The sequence below is a fragment of the Streptosporangium sp. NBC_01755 genome (assembly GCF_035917995.1).
GTDB lineage: Bacteria > Actinomycetota > Actinomycetes > Streptosporangiales > Streptosporangiaceae > Streptosporangium.
Window position 1 is genome coordinate 5,287,624 of record NZ_CP109131.1, and the last position, 23,696, is coordinate 5,311,319.

The 23,696-nt window shown below is 69.8% G+C and carries 16 protein-coding genes, 1 pseudogene and 1 CRISPR repeat array; of the genes and pseudogenes, 6 read left to right on the plus strand and 11 right to left on the minus strand.

Translation table 11 applies throughout. The features are described from left to right. Positions 1–16 precede the first annotated feature (16 nt). Positions 17–1,945 carry a propionyl-CoA synthetase gene (locus tag OG884_RS25200; RefSeq protein WP_326636834.1) on the minus strand — a complete coding sequence of 643 codons (1,929 nt, stop codon included), beginning with the start codon at positions 1,943–1,945 and terminating at the stop codon, positions 17–19. A gap of 295 nt (positions 1,946–2,240) precedes the next feature. Further along, on the minus strand, positions 2,241–2,426 hold the full coding sequence (locus OG884_RS25205) for a hypothetical protein (protein ID WP_326636835.1): 186 nt from the start codon (positions 2,424–2,426) through the stop codon (positions 2,241–2,243). A 2-nt stretch (positions 2,427–2,428) separates the two neighbouring features. On the opposite strand from OG884_RS25205, the gene OG884_RS37615 reads away from it, so the two are divergent. After that, complete coding sequence (locus OG884_RS37615) at positions 2,429–2,911, plus strand: substrate-binding domain-containing protein (protein ID WP_442811522.1); 483 nt, start codon at positions 2,429–2,431, stop codon at positions 2,909–2,911. Here the strand turns inward: OG884_RS37615 and OG884_RS25220 are convergent. From OG884_RS25220 to OG884_RS25230, 3 genes are all read right to left on the minus strand, one after another. Continuing rightward, positions 2,886–3,422, minus strand: a complete 537-nt coding sequence (locus OG884_RS25220) for a phosphotransferase (protein WP_326636837.1) — start codon at positions 3,420–3,422, stop codon at positions 2,886–2,888. The two genes, OG884_RS37615 and OG884_RS25220, sit on opposite strands and share 26 nt — an antisense overlap. 123 nt (positions 3,423–3,545) lie before the next feature. After that, positions 3,546–6,392, minus strand: coding sequence for a PEP/pyruvate-binding domain-containing protein (locus tag OG884_RS25225; RefSeq protein WP_326636840.1), 2,847 nt, complete (start codon positions 6,390–6,392; stop codon positions 3,546–3,548). A 304-nt stretch (positions 6,393–6,696) separates the two neighbouring features. Continuing rightward, positions 6,697–7,416, minus strand: a complete 720-nt coding sequence (locus OG884_RS25230) for a hypothetical protein (RefSeq protein ID WP_326636842.1) — start codon at positions 7,414–7,416, stop codon at positions 6,697–6,699. A 573-nt stretch (positions 7,417–7,989) separates the two neighbouring features. Between OG884_RS25230 and OG884_RS25235 the strand changes: the two genes are divergently transcribed. Further along, positions 7,990–9,225 carry an NAD(P)/FAD-dependent oxidoreductase gene (locus OG884_RS25235; protein WP_326636844.1) on the plus strand — a complete coding sequence of 412 codons (1,236 nt, stop codon included), beginning with the start codon at positions 7,990–7,992 and terminating at the stop codon, positions 9,223–9,225. Between the two features lie 106 nt (positions 9,226–9,331). Beyond that, positions 9,332–9,907: a GNAT family N-acetyltransferase gene (locus OG884_RS25240; protein ID WP_326636846.1), complete on the plus strand. Its 576-nt coding sequence runs from the start codon at positions 9,332–9,334 to the stop codon at positions 9,905–9,907. Positions 9,908–10,012: 105 nt separating this feature from the next. Here OG884_RS25240 and OG884_RS25245 read toward each other — a convergent pair whose 3' ends face one another. Beyond that, the gene (locus OG884_RS25245) at positions 10,013–11,629 is read right to left on the minus strand and encodes a hypothetical protein (protein WP_326636848.1); all 1,617 of its coding nucleotides are present in this window, start codon (positions 11,627–11,629) and stop codon (positions 10,013–10,015) included. A gap of 325 nt (positions 11,630–11,954) precedes the next feature. Here OG884_RS25245 and OG884_RS25250 point away from each other — a divergent pair, with 325 nt between their 5' ends. Beyond that, positions 11,955–12,557 carry an ATP-binding protein gene (locus tag OG884_RS25250; protein WP_326636849.1) on the plus strand — a complete coding sequence of 201 codons (603 nt, stop codon included), beginning with the start codon at positions 11,955–11,957 and terminating at the stop codon, positions 12,555–12,557. Positions 12,558–13,089: 532 nt separating this feature from the next. Here OG884_RS25250 and OG884_RS37620 read toward each other — a convergent pair. After that, positions 13,090–13,353: pseudogene (locus tag OG884_RS37620) on the minus strand (ATP-binding protein); the annotation flags it as partial. Positions 13,354–13,899: 546 nt separating this feature from the next. On the opposite strand from OG884_RS37620, the gene OG884_RS25255 reads away from it, so the two are divergent. Next, positions 13,900–14,730 carry a helix-turn-helix domain-containing protein gene (locus OG884_RS25255; RefSeq protein ID WP_326636851.1) on the plus strand — a complete coding sequence of 277 codons (831 nt, stop codon included), beginning with the start codon at positions 13,900–13,902 and terminating at the stop codon, positions 14,728–14,730. Positions 14,731–14,751: 21 nt separating this feature from the next. Further along, positions 14,752–15,000, plus strand: a complete 249-nt coding sequence (locus OG884_RS25260; RefSeq protein WP_326636853.1) for a DUF397 domain-containing protein — start codon at positions 14,752–14,754, stop codon at positions 14,998–15,000. 147 nt (positions 15,001–15,147) lie between these two features. Next, positions 15,148–16,801: a CRISPR direct-repeat array (repeat unit 37 nt; unit sequence GCCGCAATGAGACCGGTCCTGGAGACCGGGGTGGAGC). 228 nt (positions 16,802–17,029) lie between these two features. Here the strand turns inward: OG884_RS25260 and OG884_RS25265 are convergent. The 4 genes from OG884_RS25265 to cas7g all read right to left on the minus strand — a co-directional run bounded on the left by OG884_RS25265 (position 17,030) and on the right by cas7g (position 23,532). Continuing rightward, positions 17,030–17,965 carry a type I-G CRISPR-associated protein, Cas3-extension family gene (locus OG884_RS25265; RefSeq protein WP_326636854.1) on the minus strand — a complete coding sequence of 312 codons (936 nt, stop codon included), beginning with the start codon at positions 17,963–17,965 and terminating at the stop codon, positions 17,030–17,032. 70 nt (positions 17,966–18,035) lie between these two features. Beyond that, positions 18,036–20,888 (minus strand): type I-G CRISPR-associated helicase/endonuclease Cas3g, encoded by a 2,853-nt coding sequence (gene cas3g, locus OG884_RS25270; RefSeq protein ID WP_326636856.1) that lies wholly within the window; start codon positions 20,886–20,888, stop codon positions 18,036–18,038. 88 nt (positions 20,889–20,976) lie between these two features. Continuing rightward, positions 20,977–22,359, minus strand: a complete 1,383-nt coding sequence (gene csb2 / locus OG884_RS25275; RefSeq protein WP_326636857.1) for a type I-G CRISPR-associated protein Csb2 — start codon at positions 22,357–22,359, stop codon at positions 20,977–20,979. Between the two features lie 6 nt (positions 22,360–22,365). Next, positions 22,366–23,532, minus strand: a complete 1,167-nt coding sequence (gene cas7g / locus OG884_RS25280; protein ID WP_326636859.1) for a type I-G CRISPR-associated RAMP protein Csb1/Cas7g — start codon at positions 23,530–23,532, stop codon at positions 22,366–22,368. Positions 23,533–23,696: the final 164 nt, after the last annotated feature.

Genomic DNA, 23,696 nt, shown 5'->3' on the forward strand with positions numbered 1-23,696 from the left:
GGCCGGGGCCGGCCTATCAGCCGTCGCCGGAGCCCGAGCGGAGGGGGTCGGCGTCCCGGTCGTCCCGGGTGGTGGCGCCGCGCCCGACGATGGGGCGCAGCACGTCCAGCACCGTCGCGTCCTCGATGGTCGAGGGGACGGGCTCGTCGATGCCCTCGGCGATGCCGCGCATGGTCTTGCGCAGGATCTTCCCCGACCTGGTCTTCGGCAGCGCCGGGACCACGTCCACCTGTCTCAGCGCCGCCACCGCGCCCACCTGCTCGCGGACGGCCAGGACCAGTTCGGCCCGCAGGGTCTCGGGATCGACCGAAGCCCCGCTCTTCAGCACCACGAAGCCGCGCGGGACCTGCCCCTTCAGCTCGTCGGCGACCCCGATCACCGCGCACTCGGCCACCGCCGGGTGCGCGGCCAGCACCGCCTCCATGGACCCCGTCGACAGCCGGTGCCCGGCCACGTTGATCACGTCGTCGGTGCGGCCCATCACGAAGAGGTAGCCGTCCTCATCGAGGTAGCCGCCGTCGCCGGTCAGGTAGTAGCCGGGGAAGGCCGACAGGTAGGACTTCACATAGCGCTCGTCGTCCTGCCAGAGCGTGGGGAGGGTGCCGGGCGGGAGCGGGAGCCGGATGCAGATCGCCCCCTCCTCGCCGGGGGCGCATTCGGCGCCCGAGGCCCGCAGCACGCGCACGTCGTAGCCGGGGACGGGCACGGTGGGGGAGCCCGGCTTGACCGGCATGGGTTCCAGGCCGCGCAGGTTGGCCGCGACGGGCCAGCCGGTCTCGGTCTGCCACCAGTTGTCGATGACCGGGATGCCGAGCTTCTCCACGGCCCAGTGGTAGGTGTCGGGGTCCAGGCGCTCCCCGGCGAGGAACAGCGTCCGCAGCGACGAGATGTCATGGTCGCGCAGCAGGGCCGCCTCCGGGTCGGTCTTCCTGATGGCGCGGAACGCGGTCGGCGCGGTGAACAGCGCGTTCACCCGATGTTCGGCGATCACCCGCCAGAACGCGCCCGCGTCGGGGGTGCCGACCGGCTTGCCCTCGTACAGCACCGTCGTGGCGCCCCGCAGCAGCGGCCCGTACACGATGTAGGAGTGCCCGACCACCCAGCCGACGTCGGACGCCGCCCAGAACACCTCGCCGGGGGCGATGTCGTAGACGTTGGCCATGCTCCACAGCAGCGCCGCCGCGTGCCCGCCGTTGTCGCGTACGACGCCCTTCGGCAGCCCGGTGGTGCCGCTGGTGTAGAGGATGTAGAGCGGGTCGGTCGCCTTCACCGGCACGCACTCGGCGGGTTCGGCCGTAGCGCTCGCCCAGTCGACGTCCCGCCCGGGCACCAGCTCCGCCGGAGCCTGCTCGCGCTGGAGGATCACACAGTGCGCGGGCCGGTGCCCGGCCAGGTCGAGCGCGGCGTCGAGCATCGGCTTGTACGGCACCACGCGGGTGGGCTCGATCCCGCAGGAGGCCGACACGACCACCTTGGGGCGCGCGTCGTCGATCCTGACCGCCAGCTCCTTGGGCGCGAATCCGCCGAACACCACCGAGTGCACGGCCCCCAGCCGCGCGCAGGCCAGCATGGCGATCACCGCCTCCGGCACCATCGGCATGTAGACCACCACCCGGTCGCCCTGCTCCACCCCGAGGTGGCGCAGCACCCCGGCGAACCTGGCGACCTCGTCACGCAGCTCGGCGTACGTGTAGCGCCTGCCGGTACCGGTCACCGGGCTGTCGTGGATCAGCGCGAGACGGTCGCCGTGGCCCGCCTCGACGTGCCGGTCCAGCGCGTTGTGGCAGGTGTTCAGCTCCCCGTCGGGGAACCACCGGTAGAAGGGCGGAGCCCCGGCGTCCAGCACCTCGCGCGGGGGCCTGCTCCAGGCGACCGCCTCGGCGGCCTCCGCCCAGAAGTCCTCCGGGTCGGTGATACTGCGGGCAAACGCGTCAGCGTACGACATCAGGCCATCATGCTCCCCCCGCAGGCGCCCGGTCGAGGCCCCCCTCCGGTCTCATACCCGCAGCTCGCGGAACTCGATGTCGAGCAGCTCCGCGACCGCCTTCAGCTCGGCTACCCGGTTCCCGGCCCCGAGCGCCCAGTGATGCCCCACACCCTCGTCGTTCCAGTGCACCAGGTCCGTGGAGCTGTAGGACCGGAAACCGCAGAACGGCGCGCCGGGACGCTGCCACTCGTAGCCGCAGCCGTAGCTGGTGCCGTAGAGGTGGTAACGGTTGCCGAAGCGGCGGATCTCGCCCTCACGATCGCTCCTCGCGGCTCACCAGGGCGTCGGCCCGGTCGGCGGCCCGGTCGGCGGCGTGATCGTTGCCGAAGCCTGCCGGCCACGGCTTGCCGCCCTCGGCTGTGGTGGAGTCCGAACACGCGCTCAGGCCGAGGGTGAGCACGCCTGCGATGGCCAATGTGGATATGGTGGTGCGTTTCATGATTGCTCCTCAGGGGGTGGATCAGTCGGCGTCGCGACGATCCGATCGCTCGCGCCGAGCAGCTCCGGCAGGTCACTGCTCACCATGAGGACCGCCGCACCGGCAGCGGTGAGTTCGTTGACGAGCGCGTGGATCTCGGCCTTGGCGCCGATGTCGACGCCACGGGTCGGCTCGTTGAGGACCAGGACCCGCCGGGGGTGCGGATTCCGAAGGAGTTCGCGATCGTCGGCTACGACGACATCGACTTCGCGGCCGCCGCCGCGGTGCCGCTCACCTCGGTCCGCCGGCCCCGGCAGTTACTCGGCCGGACCGCGGCGGAGCTGCTCATCGAGGAGGTGACCGAGGACAGCAGCCACCAGCACCGCCAGGTTGTCTTCGAACCGGAGTTGGTCGTACGGGATTCGAGCGACCGGACGATCGGTCGGGTGCCGCGGCGCCGCCGGCCCGGCCGCGAGGGCGTCACCGCCACGCCGTACCCCGCTTGACGGCCGAGGTGCTGTGGCACAGGTCGTGTAGTCGCGCCGCCTCGGTCGCGGTGATGTTCGGGTCCGCCAGGCGCGCCGTGATGACCTCGGCGGTGCGCGATGCCGGATCGATACGGCATTCACGCCGGAACGCCCGCAGGAGGGCACGCCTGCGAAGCCGGGCGACGAACCCCGGCACGTCACTGCTCCCCACCAGCACCAGGGTCTGAGCCACATCCGCCGCGGGATCCCCGGCGGCGGCGTTGCACCAGTCGATGACACTCGGTCCGCGGTCGGTGAGGATGACGTTGGCCGGGTGGAGATCCAGGTGCAACACCCGGTGATCCGATTCGCCGGCGAACCGGCGCGGGAGCCAGTCGGGCGCGGTGACCGCGTGCAACGTGTGGTGAAGCTCGCCGAGCAGCCGGCCGTACGCCGTCGTCCGCCGGGGCCGCCGCCGCAACGCCTCAAGCATCGTCGGCCCGTGCAGTCGCTGAAGCACCAGATCGGTGTCGGTGACGTCGTGCACCACATGTGATCTTCTTCGTCCCCGCCGGCCGCGAGAATGCCACGGCTTCTCACGATCATTCCATCTGGTGGCGCGGAATCCAGGCCCGGCTCCCCCTCTCATCCGGCAGGGGCCCTGAGCCGCCGGTCAGGTGGTGACGACGCCGGAGGCGCCGTCGACGGTGATCTCCTGGCCGGTGACGATGTGCTCGGCCGCCCCGCTCACGCCCACGACGGCCGGGATGCCGTACTCGCGGGCCACCACGGCGCCGTGGGAATTGGCGCCGCCCATCTCCATCACCAGGCCGCCGGCGGTTAGGAACAGCGGGGTCCAGCCGGGGTCGGTGGAGGGGCAGACCAGGATCTCCCCGGGTTCCAGGTGCGCGCCGACCGGGTCGAGGACGACCCTGGCGCGGCCGGTGACGGTGCCCGCCGAAGCCGGGGTGCCGGTCAGCGCGCCGTCCACCGGTGCCCGTACGGCGATGGCCTCCGGTTCGGTGCCGTCCGACAGCAGGACGCGGGGGACGTGCCTGCGGCGCAGCTCGCGGGCGGCCTCCGCACGTCGCCGCGCCACGAGATCTCCCAGTGCGGGTCGTACGGCCACCTCGGACGGGTGCGCGCCGGCCTCCGCCGGGGCGGGGGCGGGCGTCGGCCTGTCACCGTCGGCCGTGGGCGCGCCGGCCTCCCGTGAGGAGGGGGCGGTGAGGGCCGCCCTGGCCTCGCGGAAGGTCAGGAAGAAGACGTCGTCGGCGCGGGACAGCAGGCCCCGGGAGGCCAGCTCGGCACCGACGGCCAGCAGCTCGGCCCGCATCGCGGCCAGGGCGGTCACCATGACGTACTTGGGCATCTCGCGTAGGCCCGCCAGCGCGCGGGTCCGGCCGAGCGCGAATCGGACGAGGCGCCCACGCAGTCCTCCGGCGCGCCCGCCCAAGGTCTTGATCATGAGCGTGGCCTCGGCGGCACCCCTGGCGAACAGCGCGTCGGGGGCCAGGGCGGGATCCTCCAGCCGCAGGTAGTTGGCGAGGACGCCGATGATGTGGGTCGGATCCTCTGACCAGCGTGGCAGCCCGAGGTCGATCTCGGCGACCGCCCTGACGCCGTAGACGGAGAGGAAGTCCGCCAGACCACTTCCCAGCACGCCGGGCAGTGTTCCCGCGTGGAAGCGCTCGGCCAGCTCGGTGGCGGGGGCGCCCAGCAGCAGGGAGGCGGCCTCGCCGTCCTCGCGGACGCGGGTGGCCAGCCGCCACAGTGCCAGGTCCATCTCGGTGGTCACGTTGTGCGGGAGCCCGCGCAGCACCGTCTCCAGCTCATCGGGCCTGACCCGGTCGCCCAGCACCAGGGCGGCCAGGCCGAGCATCGCGAACCCGGCGGCGGCGGCCGGGGCGATGGTCGGCAGCAGCGGGAAGATCTGGCCGCCCAGCATCCGCTCGACATGGTCGAGACGCTCGGCCGGGGTGGCGCCCCGCGGTGCCGGGAGCCGCCCCCGCAGACGCTCCCGGAGCAGCTCCACGTCCCGGTGCGCCGAGGCGGGGGCGCGCAGGGCCCGCACGGCGCGCCGCGGGATGTGGAAGCGGGCCGCGATCCTGACCGCCCGGCGCAGGGGCGGCCGGAGCGAGGGCTGGATGACGCCGAACCGGGGGTCGTCGAACAGTCCGCGCAGCACCTTCGCGGACCTGGCCTCCATCACGTCGAGCACCTTCGGGAAGGCCACCCGGCCCACCCGGCTGCGGATGAGGCCGGTGACGTCGAAGAACAGCCGACCGCCCGCCTCGGTGACGGGCGGGGCGCCGGCCAGCCGGTCGGCCACCGGCGTCCCCAGCATCTCGAACACCGATGACGACAGCAGCCTGAAGGCCGACATGCCCATGGGGGTGATCGGCCGGTACAGCCCCTGGGCCAGGCTGAAACAGAAGTAGATCCGGGTGTCGCCGGGCACGGGACCTCCGGACGACTCCGCGTGGTGGGGGATCGGGTAGAGGGTGGTTATGGGGCGCGCCTGGGTCAGCCAGAGGACTCCGGCGGCGTCGATCGCCCACTCGATGTCCTGAGGTGTCCGGTAGTGCCGTTCGACCCGGTCGCCGAGCTCGGCCAACGCCCCCAGTTGCGCGTCGGTGATGCAGGCGCTCTCCACGGGGTCCGCGGGGGTCTCGACGTGCTCGACGCCGCCGCCCGCCAGTGACCGTACGGCCACCAGCTTGTCTCCCAGGCGGCGCTCGGTGATCCGGCCGGTGGCGGTGTCGACCACGAAGTGGTCGGGGTTGACCGCGCCGGAGACCACCGCCTCGCCGAGACCGGGACTGGCGTCGATCACCGCCTCGTGCCGCCGCCCGGTGACCGGGTTGGCGGTGAACATCACCCCGGCCGTCTCGGACTGGACCATCTTCTGGATGACCACCGCCAGGCGCACCGCACCGTGGCCGATACCGTTCGCGGCCCGGTAGGCGACGGCCCGGTCGGTCCAGAGCGAGGCCCAGCACCGCCGGACCGCGTCCAGCACGGCGTCGGCGCCGATCATGTTGAGGTAGGTGTCCTGCTGTCCGGCGAAGCTGGCGTGCGGCAGGTCCTCGGCGGTCGCGGAGGAGCGGACCGCGACGGGGCCGTTCGCGCCGCCCCTCACCGTGTCCGCGATGTCGTCGGGGACCGGCGCGGCGAGCACGATCCCGCGGGCCTTCGCGGCCAATGCGTTCAGGGCGGGGATGTCCCCGGCGGGCGTGGTGGCGAGCGCGGCGAGCACGTCCTTCAGGGCGGTCCGTTCGGTGACCCTGCGGTAGGCCTCGGTGGTGACGCACAGGCCCGGGGGAACGGGGAGCCCGGCGCTGGTCAGCACGCCGAGATTGGCCGCCTTGCCACCGACCAGCGGCAACATCTCCGCCCCGATGTCCTCAAATTTCAGGATGAGGGGTGGGGGCACGTCTCCCCGAGGCAGCGGGGGCCGTGCCGGAGGCGTCGTGGGTGGGATGTCGTCGGCTGGCCGGTCACGCTCCATGCCGTCCATCGGGCCGCTCCCTGCGTCGCTGCGTCTGATGCGTGCTGCAACATTAGGCCGGAGAGGCCAATAAATCAACAAGTGATGAATTATCTGTCGCGTCCGCCAGGCCAGGACTCGTCATGCCCGTCCCGCCGACGCTCAAGGAGCTCGGGGTTCGCGCGCCGGGTCCGTCACCGGCACGCCGGGGATGCCGGGAAACCGGGGATGCCGGGGATGCCGGGGATGCGGGGGAAGCCGGGAGATGACACGGCGGCGGCGCCGGCCTGGTGAGGCCGGCGCCGCCGCGAAACGCGAGTTCGGGAGTCGGTCCCTAGCCGCCCCATCCGAGGAGCCAGACCTGGCCGTTCGCCCCGTAGCGGTTCTTCTGCCACGGGTATGCCCGGGAGGAGCACACGCCCGTGTAGGGATTGTAGGAGGTGCAGAAACGCCATCCGTCCGTGACGTCCCAGACGTTCCAGCCGACCCCGTACGCCTGGATGTTCTGGCAGCCCTCGTACATGTAGCTGGGAAGGTTGGTGCTCCCCGTGCAGCTCGCCGAGGTGTACGTGACCTGGGCGCCGTTGCCGCACCACGTGTGATAAGCGGCCCCGTTGCGACCGGGGGCCCCGTACGTGGTGGTCAGATACCAGCAGCCCGACGTGAAATTACTGGAGGTGTTGGAGAACTGCCTGGCGGGCGACAGGATGCCGCTGGCGAACTTGCCCTGGTTGGTGTCGACGATCCGGGGAGGGGTTTCCTGTTGGCGGGACATGTCGATGTACTTGTCCAGCCCCCTCCTACGAATCTCGTCGGTGGTCAGGGCGCGTGCCGTGGGCCTGGGGGGCGGGTCGACCCGCTGGATCATGGAGGTCGGCGAGCCGCCCAGAGCGGTCGGCGGGACGCCCGGGGAGGTCGGCGAGCCGCCAGGGGAGGCCGGCGGGACGCCCGGGGAGGTCGGCGGGACGGGTGAGAAGGCTCCGAGGCTCAGGACGGCGGCCGCCGCGAACGCGCAGCTGACCGTGGCTCGGGCGAATCGTCGCTTCAATGGCATGCGGCATGCTCCTTATCAAAACGGCGCGCCGCGGGCCGGGGCATAGGCATTCCCGTCCACGGTGCGAGCTTGATGGCGTAGGAAATATATAGGCCTCCCTTTCCTGGAGTGCGGAATCTGGTTTCCGGCAGGGTAAACGAAAATTTCCTCGGGTAATCGACTGGAAGCCTTGCGCGACCTCGCCGCCTGTGATTCCGCATACCTGGCCCGGTCACAAGGGAACCCAGTGTGACATGCACGAAAGGGATTATGGAGGACCGGCGTGTTTTTCCGGCAGTCAGCTCGCGTGCCTTTCTTGTGAATTCCCGAGAGTAAGTGGATCGTGTCCCGGCCGCGCTTCTTTCGCTGATTTACCGTCCGTTTTGGGGACGTGTTCCGACAAGCGTGCTCAATCCCGTACCAGGGCCGGGAACCGGTTGTGCGTTTCCCCGGAGGGTCCCCCCGGCGCCCGCCATTCCGATGCCCCGCCCGAGGCCGGTCGGCCGTCGACCCCCGCCCCTCCGTCCCGACGCACGGGAACCGGGCTTCTCGCGATCGTTGGAACCGGCGCGGGAATCGGATAGGAAGGGGAACATGACTACCGAGCAGACGTTCGTCATCGTCGGAGCAGGTCTGGCCGGGGCCAAGGCGGCGGAGTCCCTGCGCCAGGAGGGCTTCTCGGGCCGGATCACGCTGATCGGAGCCGAGACCGAGCTGCCGTACGAGCGCCCCCCACTCTCGAAGGGCTACCTGCTCGGCAAGGAGGAGAAGGCCAAGGTCTACGTCCACGACGAGGGCTGGTACGCCGACAACTCGGTGGAACCGCTGCTCGGACGCCGCGTGACGGACCTCGACCGGGCCGCGCACCAGGTGGAACTCCACGACGGGCGGCGTATCCGGTACGACCGGCTGCTCCTCGCTCCCGGCGCCTCACCGCGCCGCCTCACCGTGCCCGGCGCCGACCTGGACGGCGTGCACTACCTCCGCAGCCTCGACGACTCGGAACGGTTGCGTGAGGCGATCCGCGGTGGAGGCAGGGTGGCCGTCGTGGGCGCGGGCTGGATCGGGCTGGAGACCGCCGCGGCCGCCAGGGAGTACGGCTGCGAGGTGACGATCGTCGAGCCGAGGGCGGTGCCGTTGCACGCCGCACTCGGCCCCGAACTGGGGGCCTTCTTCGCCGACGTGCACCGGCGGCACGGCGTCGACCTGCGGCTCGGCCGCGAGGTGACCGGGCTGCTGGGCTCCGGACGCGTCCACGCGGTCGCCACCGACGACGGGGAGGAGGTCGCGGCCGACGTGGTGATCGTCGGTGTCGGCGTGAGCCCCAACACCGAACTCGCCGAGCGGGCCGGCCTGACGGTGGAGAACGGGATCGTCGTCGACGAGTCCCTCCGCACCGACGACCCCGACGTCTACGCCGCCGGTGACGTGGCGAACGCGTTCAACCCCCTGTACGGCACCCGCATCCGCGTCGAGCACTGGGCCAACGCGCTGAACGGGGGGCTGACCGCGGGTAAGGCCATGCTCGGCCGGCAGGTCGTCCACGACCGGCCGCCCTACTTCTTTACCGACCAGTACGACGTCGGCATGGAGTTCTCCGGCTGGCTCGCGCCCGGCGGATACGACTCCGTGGTCATCCGCGGGGACCTGGAGGCGGGGGCCTTCCACGCCTTCTGGCTCGCCGAGGGGCGCGTCGTGGCGGGCATGCACGTCAACCAGTGGGACGAGGGCATCGCACCGGCACAGGATCTGATCCGCAGCGGTGCGACAGTCAGCCCCGACCGGCTCGCCGACCTCTCCGTATCGCTGACCGACGTCACGAAAGGCTGACCCGACGCCTCGCCCTCGGCACGGGAACCGGGGCGGCTGCCCCGCCCGTCCACGGGTAAGAAACCGCCCCAAGGGAAGGCGGTTCGAAGGAGGCGAGGAGGCGGGCATGGCCCCCACCGAAAACATGATCATAGAGACGCGCGGCCGCAGGGAGTCGCTCGCGCTGTCCGGGACGATCTGCGACCTCTATCAGGCGGTGTTCTCACTGCCGCCCTTCAGCGGGAACGACGCGGAGTTCGCCAACCAGCGTTGCTACTTTCCCGAGCTGGTCGGCCGGCCCGGATTCCGGCTGACCACCGCGCGATCCGGCCCCGAGTTCGTCGGGTTCGGGTACGGATACCTGCTGCCCGCCGACGCCCGCTGGTGGACCGGGCTGGCCGAACCGGTCGACGAGGAGTTCACGACCGAGACCGGGACCAGGACGTTCGCCGTCATCGACTACGGCGTGCTGCCCGGCTGGCGCGGCATCGGGATCGGGCACCGGATCCACGACGAGCTGATCGCCGGATCCGGTGCCGAGCGGGCGACACTGTCGGTACAGCCCAGGGCCGCACGGACCCAGGCGATCTACCGGCGGTGGGGATGGCGGAAGGTGTCCCACAAACTGCTGGACCCGCCGATCCCCGCCCCGGTCTTCGACATCCTGGTGCTGGAGAAGGTACCCACGGCACGCCGCCGGTGAGCCGGTTCGTCAGGCGACTCGTCAGCCAACTCGTCAGCCGATTCGGCAGCTGATTGGACAGGCGACTCGTCGGCCGATTGGACAGCCGATTCGTCGGGCGATTCGTCAGGCGATGAGCTGGAGGGCGTGCAGCTTCTCGTCCAGGGCGGCGACCTGGCGGGTCCTCGCCCACGGATTCAGCGTCTCGCGGACCTCCACCACCGAGCGAGCCAGCCGCGGCGAGGTGTTCCGGCAGGTGAGGCGGGCGGCCTCGCCGATCTGTTCGCACGCCTCGTCGATGGCGCGCAGCCGCAGGTACCCGCGCGCCAGGTCCAGGCGGCTGAACGCCAGGTTACGGACGAACGCCGGGTCGATCTGGGTCAGGGACCGGGCGGCCATCTCGACCGCGGTCTGGGCATCGCCCATGTCCAGCAGACACTTGGTCTTGGTCGACAGATGCTGCCCGTCGCCGTAGAAGTAGAGCAGCTTGCTCCCCACATCCCCCTCACCCGCGTGGCCGAGCTCGCGAAGGGCCTGGTCCAGGCTCCTCATGCACCGGGCGTGGTCCTTGTGACGATCGGTCTTGGCCGAGCGGCGCAACACCGCCGAGTAGGCGCGAGCACCCACGTCACACGCGTACGACACCAGCAGTTTGCTACCGGCCCGCTGCCCCCAGGCCAGCGCGCCCAGAGCGTGCTCGACACCCTGGCGGGGATCGCCCTGCCAGGTGGCCAGCTGCGACCAGTTGGCCAGGACGAAGCTGTTCATCGCGTCGTTGTCGGCCCGGTGCGCGGCAGACTTGGCCTGCTCGTAGTAGTAGTTCGCCCCGTTGAAGTCGTTGAGATTGAACAGTACCCAGGCGGTGAACCGGCAGATGTTGGCCAGCAGGTACAGCAACCGCTCGCGCACCTCGTCCGTCGACGCGGCCGGGATCAGCGACCGCACCAGGTGCTGCTGGGCCAGCACGGTCCCCAGCACCGACTGGGGGCCGAGGCGGTCCTCCTGGCGCATGCAGTGGTGCAACACCGCGTCGATGTGGTCGACCGTCGCCTCGTCCACCCGGGACGGCTCGGCGGCGATCAGGGCGAGCCGGTCGAGCTCGTCGTCGTTCAGCCGGTCCAGCAGCGGAGAGGCCGCCGCCGCGGCCGCCGCGGCCCTGACCAGGGCCAGCACGTCGCGCCGATTCATGGACGCCGCCCACTGGGCGAGAGCCCGTACGAGGGCGTCGTACTCCTCCTCGCGGCTCGTCCCGACCGGCGCGGGTCCGGCGGGCGCGGGTCCGGCGGGCAGGGCCGCCAGCACCCCCTGGATATCCTCGCGGCAGAGGCTGCCCGCGGCTCCCGCGGCCACCAGTTCCCGCCCCCGGAGTCGGGTGGCCGGGGCGTTGTGCTCGTCGGCATCGCGGTGGTCTTCACCGTCGACCAGGTCGGCGGTGCGGCATTGATAGATACGGGCCAGCCGGTTCAGACCGGCGATCGGCGGCTCGTTGCCGGTGGGGCCGGGCCAGGCCTCCCACGACCCGAGCTTGCGGGTCGTCAGTGGCTCGTTCGGCCAGTACTCGTTCCATAGATGGCAGACCTTGGCTTGTGTGAGTCGATGCGCCTCCCGGAAGCCCTGGCGGGAGTTCAGGTGCCAACGCCGCTGGAATTCAGCTGCGACCTCGGCCCACGTGCAACCACGCTCACGGAGCTCAGCGCTGAAGATGTCCATCTGCTGCTTGACGCTGCGCGGTGCACGTGGCATCGGCTCGGCCCCTCCCGGCGGGTCCTCCGGTGGCGATTCTTCGGGCCGAACGTTACTGGTCGATCACGTTCGGTGACGGCAGAGTGCAGAAATCAGCGGCCAGATCGCCGATCCTTGCAACGCCCTCGCTGTACGGAGTGACTTGAGCTCCGACAGTGACGAACAGACGTGGTCTCGTCGCCTGTTTCCGGCACGCTCCGCGCAGGAGGGTTGAGACAACGCCGGAGCCGTTGGATTCGCGTGATCTCACAGCTCGGGCGGGGCGTCCCTATCTGCGCCGGGGACGCGTGACCGAATCTCCGTTGAACCTCTCTGGAGCCATCTCATGACCGTGCTCCCCGTCGAACGGCCGGGACCGATGTACTCACCGTTTCACCCTGATCTGGGCGCCCCCGATGACCTGTCCCTGGACGCGGCCGAGCTGCGACTGGCGGCGCAGCCGGCCGCGGCCTCCCAGGCCCGCGACTTCACCCGCACGCAGCTGCGCAGGTGGGGTCTGCGGGAGCTTTCCGATGTCTGCGTCCTGGTCGTCTCGGAGATGACCACCAACGCCATCAAGGCCACCGCCGTCCCGCATGCCCCGGACGGCTACGCCTGCCCGCATCCCCTGGCCGCCTGCGCCTGCTCGCAGGCCGACGAACCGTACCCGATCGTGCTGCGCCTCCGCCTCACCACCGTGGGCCTGTTCGCGGAGGTCTGGGACAGTTGCGACGGCGAACCCCGGCTCGCCGAGGCCGGAGAGGACGATGAGAGCGGCCGGGGCCTGCTGCTCGTCGGCGTCTGCACCGACGAGTGGGGCCACTACCGGTCACCGGCCAGGGGGAAGGTCGTCTTCGGCCGCTGGGCTCTGCCGTTCGCCCGGCACGACCTGGACGCGGTGCCCCGGCAGCCGCCCGCGTACTCCCGGATCCGCACGGCGCGTACGTGACCCGACAGGGGCGTTCCGGGGGACCTGACGGCGGGGATGCCGAGATACCGTCCCGTCCCGCGCCGTACGGGGGTGTCGACCCAGGCCCCCGGGACACGATCACTCGCGACGACACCGAGGCCGCCGAGCTCCGGCCACTGCCTCGCCGACGGCGCCTGACCGCGGAGGAGTTGGTCGCCCGCCACCGTCGGCTCCCGCGCGTGAACCATGAACTCATGCGCCAAGAGGCCGACGAGTTCTTCGGCACGGCCGCAATGAGACCGGTCCTGAAGACCGGAGTGGAGTGAATCCGCCCGAGACGCTCCCGAGCCTGCGCCCTGCTCCGCCGCAATGAGACCGGTCCTGAAGACCGGGATGGGGCTACCTGAATGAGATCGGGATGCGGAAGATCATCCTCGGCGGGCATCGTGGGTGAGGTGGCGCGCAGACCACCTCCCGTCGCTATCGCAGGAGTCCATACAGCAGCGCGATCCACATCGCGTCCGCCGCCGCTGTCGAGGTCGGTGTCCGGGCAGACTCGGGGTCGCTGTCCGGTGGTGGATCCGGCGTCGATGACGTCGATATGGAGCGTTCCATTGTGATGAGCTATGGCGACGGTGATCCGGCCGTCGGGGGTACGGCCTGAGTCGGAGTGACGCACCGAGTTGGTGACCAGCTCGGTGAGCAGGAGCAGCGCGTCGTCGGCGTGCGGGTGGCCCACACCGTCGAGCAGGTCGCGGACGTAGCGGCGAGCCTGCGGGACGGCGGCGACCTGCGCGGGAAGCTCAACCTGCCCGAGCAGCCCAGGCGTGCTCATCGTGGCCTCCGTGCGATCCGCCCGAGACGCTCCCGAGCCTGCGCCCCGGTCCGGGCGTCCCGACTCCCGTTCCGATTCCGGCCCCGACTCCGGCTGCGGTATCGCTTCCGATCTCGGGTCCGGCTACAGGCGAAGACCGGAGCGCGGCCCCGCTGCCGCCCGGCCGTGGACCCGCGTTGCCCCGGCGCTAGGAGGATCTCCATGCTCGGCGGCCGGTCGGGCGAGAGCCGGACCACGGAGTCGACCCCCAGCTCACTCAGCTCCCAGGCCAGCTCCACAAGCCGCCCACCCCACCCTTGAGGATCATGCACCTTCATCTGATCGTCTGCCCTTCGTGGACTTCACATCTGCTGAGCACTTACCGAAGCCACTGTCATGTGCGGAGCGTCACGTCTCGCACACATGGAGCATGCATCGATGACGATGAGCGCGCTGCCAAATGAGCAAATTCGCTTTCTTGGAAGCGCCGGAACTCTGTGTCAGTGAGTCGCTACTGTGGGCTCAGCTCAAGGGAGGCTGAACATGCGGCAAACAGGGAGTCCCACCGTGCGCAGGCGTCGCTTGGCCGCAGAACTGCGTCGTCTACGCGAACGCGCTCAACTGACCATGGAGGAGGTCGGCGAGCAAATTGGCTGGTCTGCTACCAAGATCTCACGGATCGAGACCTCCCGAGTAGGCGTCGTGCCCAAGGACGTCGGGAGCCTCCTTGATCTCTATCGGGTAGACGGCTCCAGGCGTGAAGAGCTGCTCAAGCTCGCCCGCGACGCGCGTAAGCGGGGGTGGTGGCAGGCATACAGCGATCTATCCAGCGACTACACCTCCTACATCAGCCTCGAAGCCGAGACAACTTCGATGCGCAGCTTCGGCACTGTGCTTCTTCCTGGCCTTGTCCAGACCGAGGACTACGCCAGGGCCGTCATCCGCGCCGGTTTGATCCTCGCGCCCCCTGGTGAAGTCGAACGGCGCATTGAAGTCCGTATGGCCAGGCAGTCACTTCTCACCCAAACGAATCCTCTTCGACTCTGGACCATCCTCGACGAAGCCGCCGTCTGTCGCACGATTGGCGGATCTACGGTGATGCGAGCGCAGCTCAAACGCCTTCTTGAGCTGGCAGAGCTGCCCAACGTCACGATCCAGGTGCTGCCGTTCACGGCCGGAGCGCACTCGGGCACGAGCGGCGCATTCGAGATTCTCGAATTTCCTGAACCTGCGGATCCAGACGTGGTGTTTCTGGAGAATCTGACAGACAGCCTCTATGTAGAACGTGAGGCGGATGTTTATCGTTATACGGTGGCATTCGACCACCTGCGTGCCAAAGCGTTGGACCCCGATGACTCCCGAGATTTCATCGCAAAGGCGGCTGTTCGACCTAGCTGATCGTTACGGAAGGTATGCGGAATGTCTGAGCTGGACCTATCCCACGTCACATGGCAGAAAAGTTCTCTCAGCGGTGCTGGTCAGAACTGCGTAGAAGTCGGGCTCGCCGAAGGTACCCGGGCAACCTCCGAGCACGCGACAGGTGCTGAGCATCTCCTCTTGATCCGTGACTCCAAGGATCCCGACGGCCCAGTGCTGACGCTTACCCCCTCCGCATGGGACGCCTTCGTCGCAAACATCAAGAGCGGCGCCCTTACAGACTTGCTCTGACGATTCGGAGTTGTCTACACACAGCGAGACTGATGTGGAACATGGCGGCGCCGTTGTCTCAGGCCGACGGGGTACCCCACAATGGGACCGGTCCTGAGACCGGAGTGGAACGCAGCTCGCTTACCTGATGAAGTTGGCCTGGGAGTTGCCGCAATGAGACCGGTCCTGGAGACCGGGGTGGAGCCCGTCTGGCTTATCACCACCGTTCTCGCGGGCTACGGCCGCAATGAGACCGGTCCTGGAGACCGGGGTGGAGCTGGCGGGGCACTGGGACGCTGGCCGGTCCTGGTTCCTGCCGCAATGAGACCGGTCCTGGAGACCGGGGTGGAGCCGGCGAGACCCGCATGATCCTTCCCGGTGCCCACCGTGCCGCAATGAGACCGGTCCTGGAGACCGGGGTGGAGCCGTCGTCGTTCTCTCCAGTACCGCTGAATCTCCTCGCCGCAATGAGACCGGTCCTGGAGACCGGGGTGGAGCGCGACGGCTATCTGTACCTGCGCTGCGCCGACTGCAACGCCGCAATGAGACCGGTCCTGGAGACCGGGGTGGAGCGGCTGGTACTCCTTGGCGGACGCACCGCCGTGCTTCGTGCCGCAATGAGACCGGTCCTGGAGACCGGGGTGGAGCCCCGCGGCCGGGCCTGCGGGCGTCACCGTCAACATCGCCGCAATGAGACCGGTCCTGGAGACCGGGGTGGAGCTTTGACGCCAGGCAGGCGATCCCCCAGCCGGGGTAGGTGCCGCAATGAGACCGGTCCTGGAGACCGGGGTGGAGCTCGAGCCGTTCCTGACGTGGCTCTACCGGCAGGACATGCCGCAATGAGACCGGTCCTGGAGACCGGGGTGGAGCCCGGGGCGGCCGGTCGAGCACCGGCCGCCCATAAACGCCGCAATGAGACCGGTCCTGGAGACCGGGGTGGAGCGACAAGATGACTGAAGAGGAGATGCGCCAGGACTGCATGCCGCAATGAGACCGGTCCTGGAGACCGGGGTGGAGCTCGATGATGGCGTGCGTCCTCCACCCGTTCTGAAGGAGCCGCAATGAGACCGGTCCTGGAGACCGGGGTGGAGCGCGGTATCGACCTGGAGGTCGAGCCGCACGAGGTGGTTGCCGCAATGAGACCGGTCCTGGAGACCGGGGTGGAGCACGGATCAGGTTTCCCGAATGACGATGTCCCAGCAGCCGCAATGAGACCGGTCCTGGAGACCGGGGTGGAGCTTCGGTGTCGGTCTGATCGCCCGGTACATCCATAGCCGCAATGAGACCGGTCCTGGAGACCGGGGTGGAGCGATCGCCAGCACGTGAGTACGCGCCTGGCGCCCCATGCCGCAATGAGACCGGTCCTGGAGACCGGGGTGGAGCGACCCCACCAGGGCGGGCTACTGGCTCATCTCCGGAGCCGCAATGAGACCGGTCCTGGAGACCGGGGTGGAGCGGCGGCGATTCCAGATGATCGATGAGGACCGAGACGACGCCGCAATGAGACCGGTCCTGGAGACCGGGGTGGAGCCGGTGTCGCGGACGGCCTGGATCGCGGGGGCCATCGGCCGCAATGAGACCGGTCCTGGAGACCGGGGTGGAGCTTGGTGTTGCCCGTGGAGTTGTTCCAGAAGGTCAGGCCGCAATGAGACCGGTCCTGGAGACCGGGGTGGAGCGTTCAACGGTCCTCCTGGGGGTCGGCGGGAGTCTTGCGCCGCAATGAGACCGGTCCTGGAGACCGGGGTGGAGCCATCCTCGCGGCGAGGTCGAGCCCGGCCGGGGACGGCCGCAATGAGACCGGTCCTGGAGACCGGGGTGGAGCGGTTTCTGAGCTGGGACTATCACAAATAGTGACTGAAGCGGATTGAAGAAATGTCTGCTTTAGGGTCTGGAGTGCTCGCTTGGACTTCGGAACCCCCCGGGGAAAGTGGGCATGCTTGGGGTTCCTAACCGCGACCCGGGGTGGACGGGCGGGGGTAAGGCGCTCCGGCAGGGAGAGGGCACGCGCTGTTGTGTTTTTCAAGTGGCGGATTGTGTGGATGGCCAAGGACTAGAGGAGCTTCACGGGGAGAGGGGACAGGACGCCGTCGAAGGTGCGGCCGGGGATGCGTTGCCTCTCCGCGCCGTAAACGTTGATGACCCCGAGGGCCGGCCAATGGGTGGAGCTTACGGTGGGGACGTGGTCAACGGGGGCGAAGACGGGATGTTCTAGGAGGCACCTCACGGCGAGGGTGTTGAGGGCGGGGCGCCAGAGGGGCCACAGCATGACGGGGCCGGAGCGTCTCCGGTGCCAGAGGGTGGTGCGGACGCGCTGGCCGTCGCCGGTGATGCGGAGGAGGGGAAGTGCCATGGTGGCCAGCCAGGTGGCTCCGGGGACACCGCTCTCCCGGCCTGCGCGGCCTTCGGGGTCGTCGCTGTTGCTGCGCAGCACCCGGTGGTCGAGGTATTCGCCGGTGACCCCCTCGACCCGTCGCCAGCCGACCAGGGCCTCCAGGAGCCGCTCCGGCCTGCCCCGGACCGCCTCCAGGGGTTTCGCGAAGAAGGTCTGTAACGTCTGCTTACCGCTGGGAGCGGTGAACAGTGTGATGGCGCAGCGTTCCTGTTTGTCCAAGGCCAGGTCAGTGACCAGGGACGGCAACCAGGTCTCCGCTGCCTCGGGGTGATTCGTCGCCAGCTGGTGGAACTCCTCGCGGGAGCGACGCAGTGGGTCCTTTCCCACCCCCGACGGCGGAGGAAAACCGGCTCCGCCGTCGGGGAGGATGGCGGACTCGGGGATCGACTCGATGACGCCGCGCAGGGCCTCCGCTATCTCCTCGGCCGTCTCGCACGGGCTGTGCAGGATCGCGCAGGCGGTGGAGTCGGAGAAGGAGAGCGCCGTCGGCATGCGGCAGACGTCGGCGCAGACGCGGAGCAAGCCGAGGGCGGCGAGGAAACCGAGGGGGGTCCGTCCATCAAGGGCCGGTAGTTCGATACTGAAGGTGGTCATGTGCGCTCCTCGTTTTGGGTTGAGCGCGAGACGTCGGAGAACCGGACCATTGGCTCAGTGCTGAGAGCTGTCATGTGCGCTCCTCGCTCCGGGCCGAGCACCAGATGTCGGCGAGCCGGACGACGGCTTCCAGGCGGGCGAGTCCCCAGCGGCCGTAGCATCGGTTGAGTCGTTCGAACCGGGCGGGTGATGCCCAGTCGACCGATTGGGAGGTGTCGACCTCGATCGGCTGACCGTTCCGCTCGATTTTGGTGGTCGGGTCGGGGTCGATGACTGGGGGGAGTAGCGGGCGGCTCCGTCCATGGTGGCTGGCGATGAGGTGCAGGACCAGGTCGTGGTCAACGTCGGGCACCTCGGTCAGGAGGACCGTCGCGATTTGGGTGGAGAGCGCCTCGTGCCGCATGTCCGCCGGGTAGGACGCTCGGCGGCGGGCCTGCCGGAAGGCGGCGCGGTCGCCGGGGTTCATGCCCGACTTGGCGAGCGGCTCGTCGTTGGCCGCAGCCGCCCAGCGGTCGCCGCCGCACAACATGACCTGGAAGCGCGGGTCGCGTTTGCCCTCGTCGTGCCAGAGGGCGGCCAGTCCGACGGCCCGGATCGTCTCCGGCTCCATGCCTAGGTTGCGGGCGAACTCCTCGGCCTTCTCCGCCACCTCCCGCTGGTGGACGGCCAGGGAGAGCTTCCCGGTGGAGACGGAGGAGCCCGCAGCGGTGCTGTCCTCGCGGAAGGCGGCGGTGCCGGAGGAGAGCAGCAGGGTGCCGGTGTCGAGGTGCTCGATCAGCCGGGCACGGGAACCGCCGGTGAGCCGTCTGAGCACCGCCAGATGCGGCAGCTCGTCGCGGCCCGGTACGGGGTCGCCCAGCGCGGAGCGGAGCGACCTGACCTGCCCCAGAGAGGGATTATCACGGTAGTCGGCGTTCAGGCGCTCGACCCAGGCCGCGACCTCGGAGACGAGGTCGGGGGCGTAGGTCTCCAGGGCGCGGACCAGGGTCGGGCCGACGCGGATCGTCGCCCCTCTCCGGACGGCGGATTGCGCGAGGTCGGCGATGTCGATGGTGGGCTCGCGGCTGCCGGGGTGCCAGCCGTAGCGGTCGCAGCCTCCGTGGGAGGCGGGAACGACGATGGTGTCGGAAGGATGGATCCGGTCGGCCGCGATCACCTCGGAGTTGTCCCGTGAGCGGTAGCGGAGCACGGTCCTGCCGCCGGGCGGTACGGGGATGTCTGGGAGGTGCTCGGCCTCCAGATCGCTGATGTCGTCGCCGCCTGCCTCGCCGTTGAGCCAGCGTTGGACGGCGCGAAGGGGCAGTTCGATGCTCTCGGTGGAGGTCGGTGGCATCAGGCCGACGAGGTCGGGCCACAGCGTGTCGTCGTCGGGGAGGTCGCGCCAGAGGACCGTCACCTGTGGCGTTCCCCGGTTGAGGCCGTGCAGGTAGGGAGGCAGGGGGATGTCGTTCAGCGGGATCGGTGAGGTGCGTGTCCAGACGTCCAGGTGGGCTCGGCTCAGGGAGGGAACGTAGGGGCGGGGTTCGCGGAGTGTGGCCCACTGGCCGGGGGGCAGGGCGCGGACCAGTGTGCGCAGCGCCGAGGGGGAGGCGTCCATGCCCGGCTCCGCCGGGAGCCGAACCTTCGGCGAGTGGGGGAGCGGAGGGATGCGTTCGCGCAGCCAGGCCCAGGTCGCCGGGCGTGCCGTGTCGTAGACGCCGTCCGAGTCCGCCGAGCCGTGCAGCACGACCGCCGGGGCCACGGTCCGCTGGTCGCCGAGGCGGTTCAGCCGGCCGAGGCGCTGGATGAGCGCGGGTAGCGAGGCGGACTCGGTCACCAGCGCGTCCAGGTCGATGTTCGCGCCGACCTCGATTGTCTGGGTCGCCACCACGAACATCGGCTCGGCGGACGTGCGATCCCGGCCCGCCCTGATCCGCTCGTAGTGTTCGGCCAGCAGGTAGTCGCGGTCTGTCGGGCGGATCTTGCCGGTCAACAGCACGCAGCGGCTCGCGGAGTCAGTGCGGAGAAGCTCGAACACGGCCCGTGCCCGCGCCACAGTGTTGACGACGACCCCGACGACCGGATGCTCTCGCTGGAGCTCCCGCGCCCAGTGGGCGAGGGCGCCAGACATCGCCTTCGCCGTGTTGGCCTTGGTGGTCGGTACGTCCACCAGGTGGAGCTCTTTGGCCGCCCTCAGCCTCCTGGACGCCTCACGGTGGTTCTCGTCCACGTCGGTGATGCGGTGCACGTCGGCGGTGCCGGACTCAGGGCTGGCGGACATGCTCACCACGGTCGGACGGATCGGGGCCGGTGTCTCGTCGCAGGCCGTGGCCCTGCGCACACTGGCCAGGAACGCCTCGGAGAGGTGGGCCTCGTCCACCACGATCAGGCTGTCGGTACCCGCCAGGGCCGCGTCGATCGGGCGCAGGTGCTTTCCGACGCCGTAGCCGCGGAAGAAGAACCGGCTGCCCACCTGGTCGACGGTTCCGACGACGATGGCGTGCCGGTCAGGCCGCTCGATCCATCGCCATGACCAGTTGACCCCGCCGCGCATCCGGGTGACCTCCACCGGTCTGTCGGCGGTGTCGCCGTCCACCCGGAGGGCGGTGGCGACCTCGGCCGCGCGGCTGTCGTCTTCGGGGGTGCGTAGGGCTTCGGCGATCTTCTCGGCGTGCCGGTACGCCTCGTCGACGATCAGCCGGCGGTCGACCACGAGGAAGATCCGCCTGGCGACTCCGGCTCGCGCCTCAGCCCTGCCGAGGGCCGCCGCGAAGACGGCGACGTCGATCACGGAGGTCTTCCCCAGGCCGGTGGGGACGTCGATCAGCTCTGGCCACCCTTCCTGGACCACCCGGTCGAGCAGCGCGGTCTGCCAAGGGAAGGGCTCGTACCCGTGAACCTCTTGGTAGAAGGCGGGAAAGTCCGTGACGGTGAGCTCACTCATGCTGAGCCCTCCTTGGGGAGGAAAAGTCCGAGGTGGCGCATGGAGCCTGCGATCTCCGGTTTCGCGACCGGCCGGTTGGTGAGGTCGCTCATCCAGAGCCCTCCTCGGGGACAAAGAGGCCGAGTCCGAGGTAGCGCATGGAACCTGCGATCACCGGCCCCACGACCGGCCGGTCGAAGGTGACCCGGGCGTGCACGATGGGTTTCTTCGGCCGGTTGGGTGGGAGAGAGCCGGGGCGAGGCCGCCAGATCGCGCCGCCGGTCAGCGGGGCCGTCGAGATCTCGACCTCGGTGACATCGGGGAAACCGGCCCGGCGCAGCGACTTGGCGACCATCTGCTCGTACGAGCGGCCGGGGCGGGCGAAGCTGTCGGTCATCATCGGGGTGGCCGTGACCCAGGTGCGGGTCCCCGCCTGGCGGCCGGTCCATCGGCCGCGACGCAGGGTGCGCAGGTTCTGGCCCTGGCTGAGCCGTACCGGTTCGCCGGACCAGGGAGTGAGTCTGGTCAGCGGATCGGCCATGACGGCCTTGGCCAGTTGGGTCCAGTCCTCGGCGGGCATGTGGCGGGGCAGCGCCAGTGCCACTCCCAGCAGGTGGCCGTCGGAGTGCTGTTGGTCGACGTCGGGAAGCGCGAGGAAGGCGACGTGCGTCCTGTCGTCCGCCCCGTGCCCGCTCACCTGGGCGGGAACCGGGTCGGTGACCCGGGAGATGACGGCTTTGCGCAGGGCGAGCGTGAGCCGGGCGACCTGGTCGCCGTTGATGCGGGCGCTGGGTCGTTCGAATCCCCAGATGATGAGGTCGTCCCATGGGGACAGGTGTGTCGGGACAGGTTCCGGCGTCGCCACGACCGGTGAGTACGGCAGCGCCCGCGCGGCCTCCCACGCCCTCCCGCCACGGTCGTAGGCGTTCTGGAGCGCGTCCGTGTATCCGGCGTAGGGCACACGCAGCTCGATCGCGCCGGGGGTGCCGAGCGTGACCGGAGCCAGCTCCGACCACGCCGGTTCGTCCTCGGGCAGGGAGCCGGTCACGCTCACCTCGGCCTGGCTGGTCGAGCGGCCGACGTACGGCACCCGCCGGGCCAGCGCGCTGAGCGTGGCCAGCACTCCGGGATCGGGGTCGGCGCCTGGCCAGATCACGGCGAACCGGTCGCAGGCCGGGGTGACGAAGGCGCGGCTGCGAGCCCCGTTCGTGCGGCCAGGCCAGGACTGGCTGCCGGGTTTCTGCTCCCTCTGGTTCGTCACCACGTAGGAGTCGGTCCTGCCCGGCCGTACGTTGTGCATGGCCGCGCGCACCACCGGGGCTCCGGCACGTTCCAACCAGCGCAGGGCGTGCCAGTCGCCCGCCTCCACCGCCGAGGCGGCCAGGGCGCAGAACAGCCGGGCGGGATGAGGGGGCCATTCGGCCCGGCTGGGCTGGGTGTCCCCTGCGTCGTAGCGGCCGTGGCGCAGCCGCACCGTGAGAGTGAGTGCCACCGCTGCCTACTCCTCGTCGACGGAGTGGGCGAAAGCGAACTCGATCGCCTGCTGGAGCGAGGGGATCGGGGTGACCTCGATGATGTCGTCGGCCATCGGCACACCCAGCCGGGCGGCCTCTTCGCGTAGCTCGTGGTAGGCGTCCAACGCCTCTCGTACCGACACTTCGATCTCGTCCAAGCTACCGCCGGGCAGCTCCAGGCCGACCGTCTCGGACGCCTTCGCCAGGTCGCAGCCTGAGCGCAGCCAGGCGGAGGGGCGCCCGAACGCCAGCCGGTCGCCGACGAGGGCGAGGGCGGCGAGCGTCGCGCGGCTGGCCGTGGCGGCTTCGGCCGGGGCGTCTCCGAAGCGGAGGCGTTCAAGGCCCGCGAAGGAGATGCTCGCCATCCGGCGGATCTCCCTGACGGTGGCTCCACCGGGAACGGGGTTGGGTGCGATGTTGCCGTGCCCGATCTCGCTCAGCTTGCCGCCCTTGGCCTTCTGGCCGTCGGCGACGAACTTCCACTGGTTCTCCGCCTTGGTCTTGTCGTCGACCGAGCCGGTGAGGTTCTGTGGGTCGAGCCGTCCGCCGCGTCGCGCGCCGAAGTGAGGGGCTACGCCGTACATGGTCGCGGTGTACAGCCGGGCGAACTTGGGCCACCGGCCCTTGCGGTGGGAGTCCCACGCGCCGAGCACCAGAGACAGGGGCTCCCGCTCGTAAAGTGGCCGGACGTCGGTCACGCTGACGGCGCGAAGCCGCTCGCCGACCGGGCTCTGGTCGAAGCGGATCCCCCCGATCGTGCTGTCGCGCAGGTAGGCGTCGGCGTAGCGGTGCGGGAAGTCGAGCGAGGTCAGCCGTATCTCGCCCCGGGACGTCTTCGTCCGCAGCTCGAACATCGGCAGGGTGAGCCGGCCCGCGTCGCGGGCATCGCGCATGGCCTCTTCCAGCCGGTTGGACTGGGACTGCTCCTGGTCGATCGTCACGGTGCCCACCTGCTCACCGTCGAGGAGGCGATCGGCGACAATGTACTTCTTCGTCTGGTCCTTCTCGTTTTTGTCGACGGGGAAGGTGGGGGGCATCACGATGTTGCCCGCACCGCCGACCGGCTGATACCTGGCCTGCACCACCAGCGCCGTGTGCTTCCTGTCATCGCCGAGCGCGTCCAGAAGACGTGCCGAAAGACTCGTGCTCACCGCGAACACCTCCTTGTGTTGCCTGACGGCGAGAAATCGATTGGCGAAAGAGTGGCAGGCGGGACCGACAGAATCGGACCCACCTGTGATGTCGGTGGCCATGAAGTCGAACAGCAGGCTTGTGCGGGAGGGCATCGAGGCCCGGCCGGTTCACCGGATGGACC

Coding starts and splice junctions, on each gene's coding strand:
- OG884_RS25235 (WP_326636844.1), top strand. CDS start 7,990: ATGACTACCGAGCAGACGTTCGTCATCGTCGGAGCAGGTCTGGCCGGG.
- cas3g (WP_326636856.1), bottom strand. CDS start 20,888: ATGAGTGAGCTCACCGTCACGGACTTTCCCGCCTTCTACCAAGAGGTT.
- OG884_RS25250 (WP_326636849.1), top strand. CDS start 11,955: ATGACCGTGCTCCCCGTCGAACGGCCGGGACCGATGTACTCACCGTTT.
- OG884_RS25205 (WP_326636835.1), bottom strand. CDS start 2,426: ATGAAACGCACCACCATATCCACATTGGCCATCGCAGGCGTGCTCACC.
- OG884_RS25230 (WP_326636842.1), bottom strand. CDS start 7,416: ATGCCATTGAAGCGACGATTCGCCCGAGCCACGGTCAGCTGCGCGTTC.
- OG884_RS25260 (WP_326636853.1), top strand. CDS start 14,752: ATGTCTGAGCTGGACCTATCCCACGTCACATGGCAGAAAAGTTCTCTC.
- OG884_RS25240 (WP_326636846.1), top strand. CDS start 9,332: ATGGCCCCCACCGAAAACATGATCATAGAGACGCGCGGCCGCAGGGAG.
- OG884_RS25225 (WP_326636840.1), bottom strand. CDS start 6,392: ATGGACGGCATGGAGCGTGACCGGCCAGCCGACGACATCCCACCCACG.
- OG884_RS25200 (WP_326636834.1), bottom strand. CDS start 1,945: ATGTCGTACGCTGACGCGTTTGCCCGCAGTATCACCGACCCGGAGGAC.
- OG884_RS25265 (WP_326636854.1), bottom strand. CDS start 17,965: ATGACCACCTTCAGTATCGAACTACCGGCCCTTGATGGACGGACCCCC.
- OG884_RS25245 (WP_326636848.1), bottom strand. CDS start 11,629: ATGCCACGTGCACCGCGCAGCGTCAAGCAGCAGATGGACATCTTCAGC.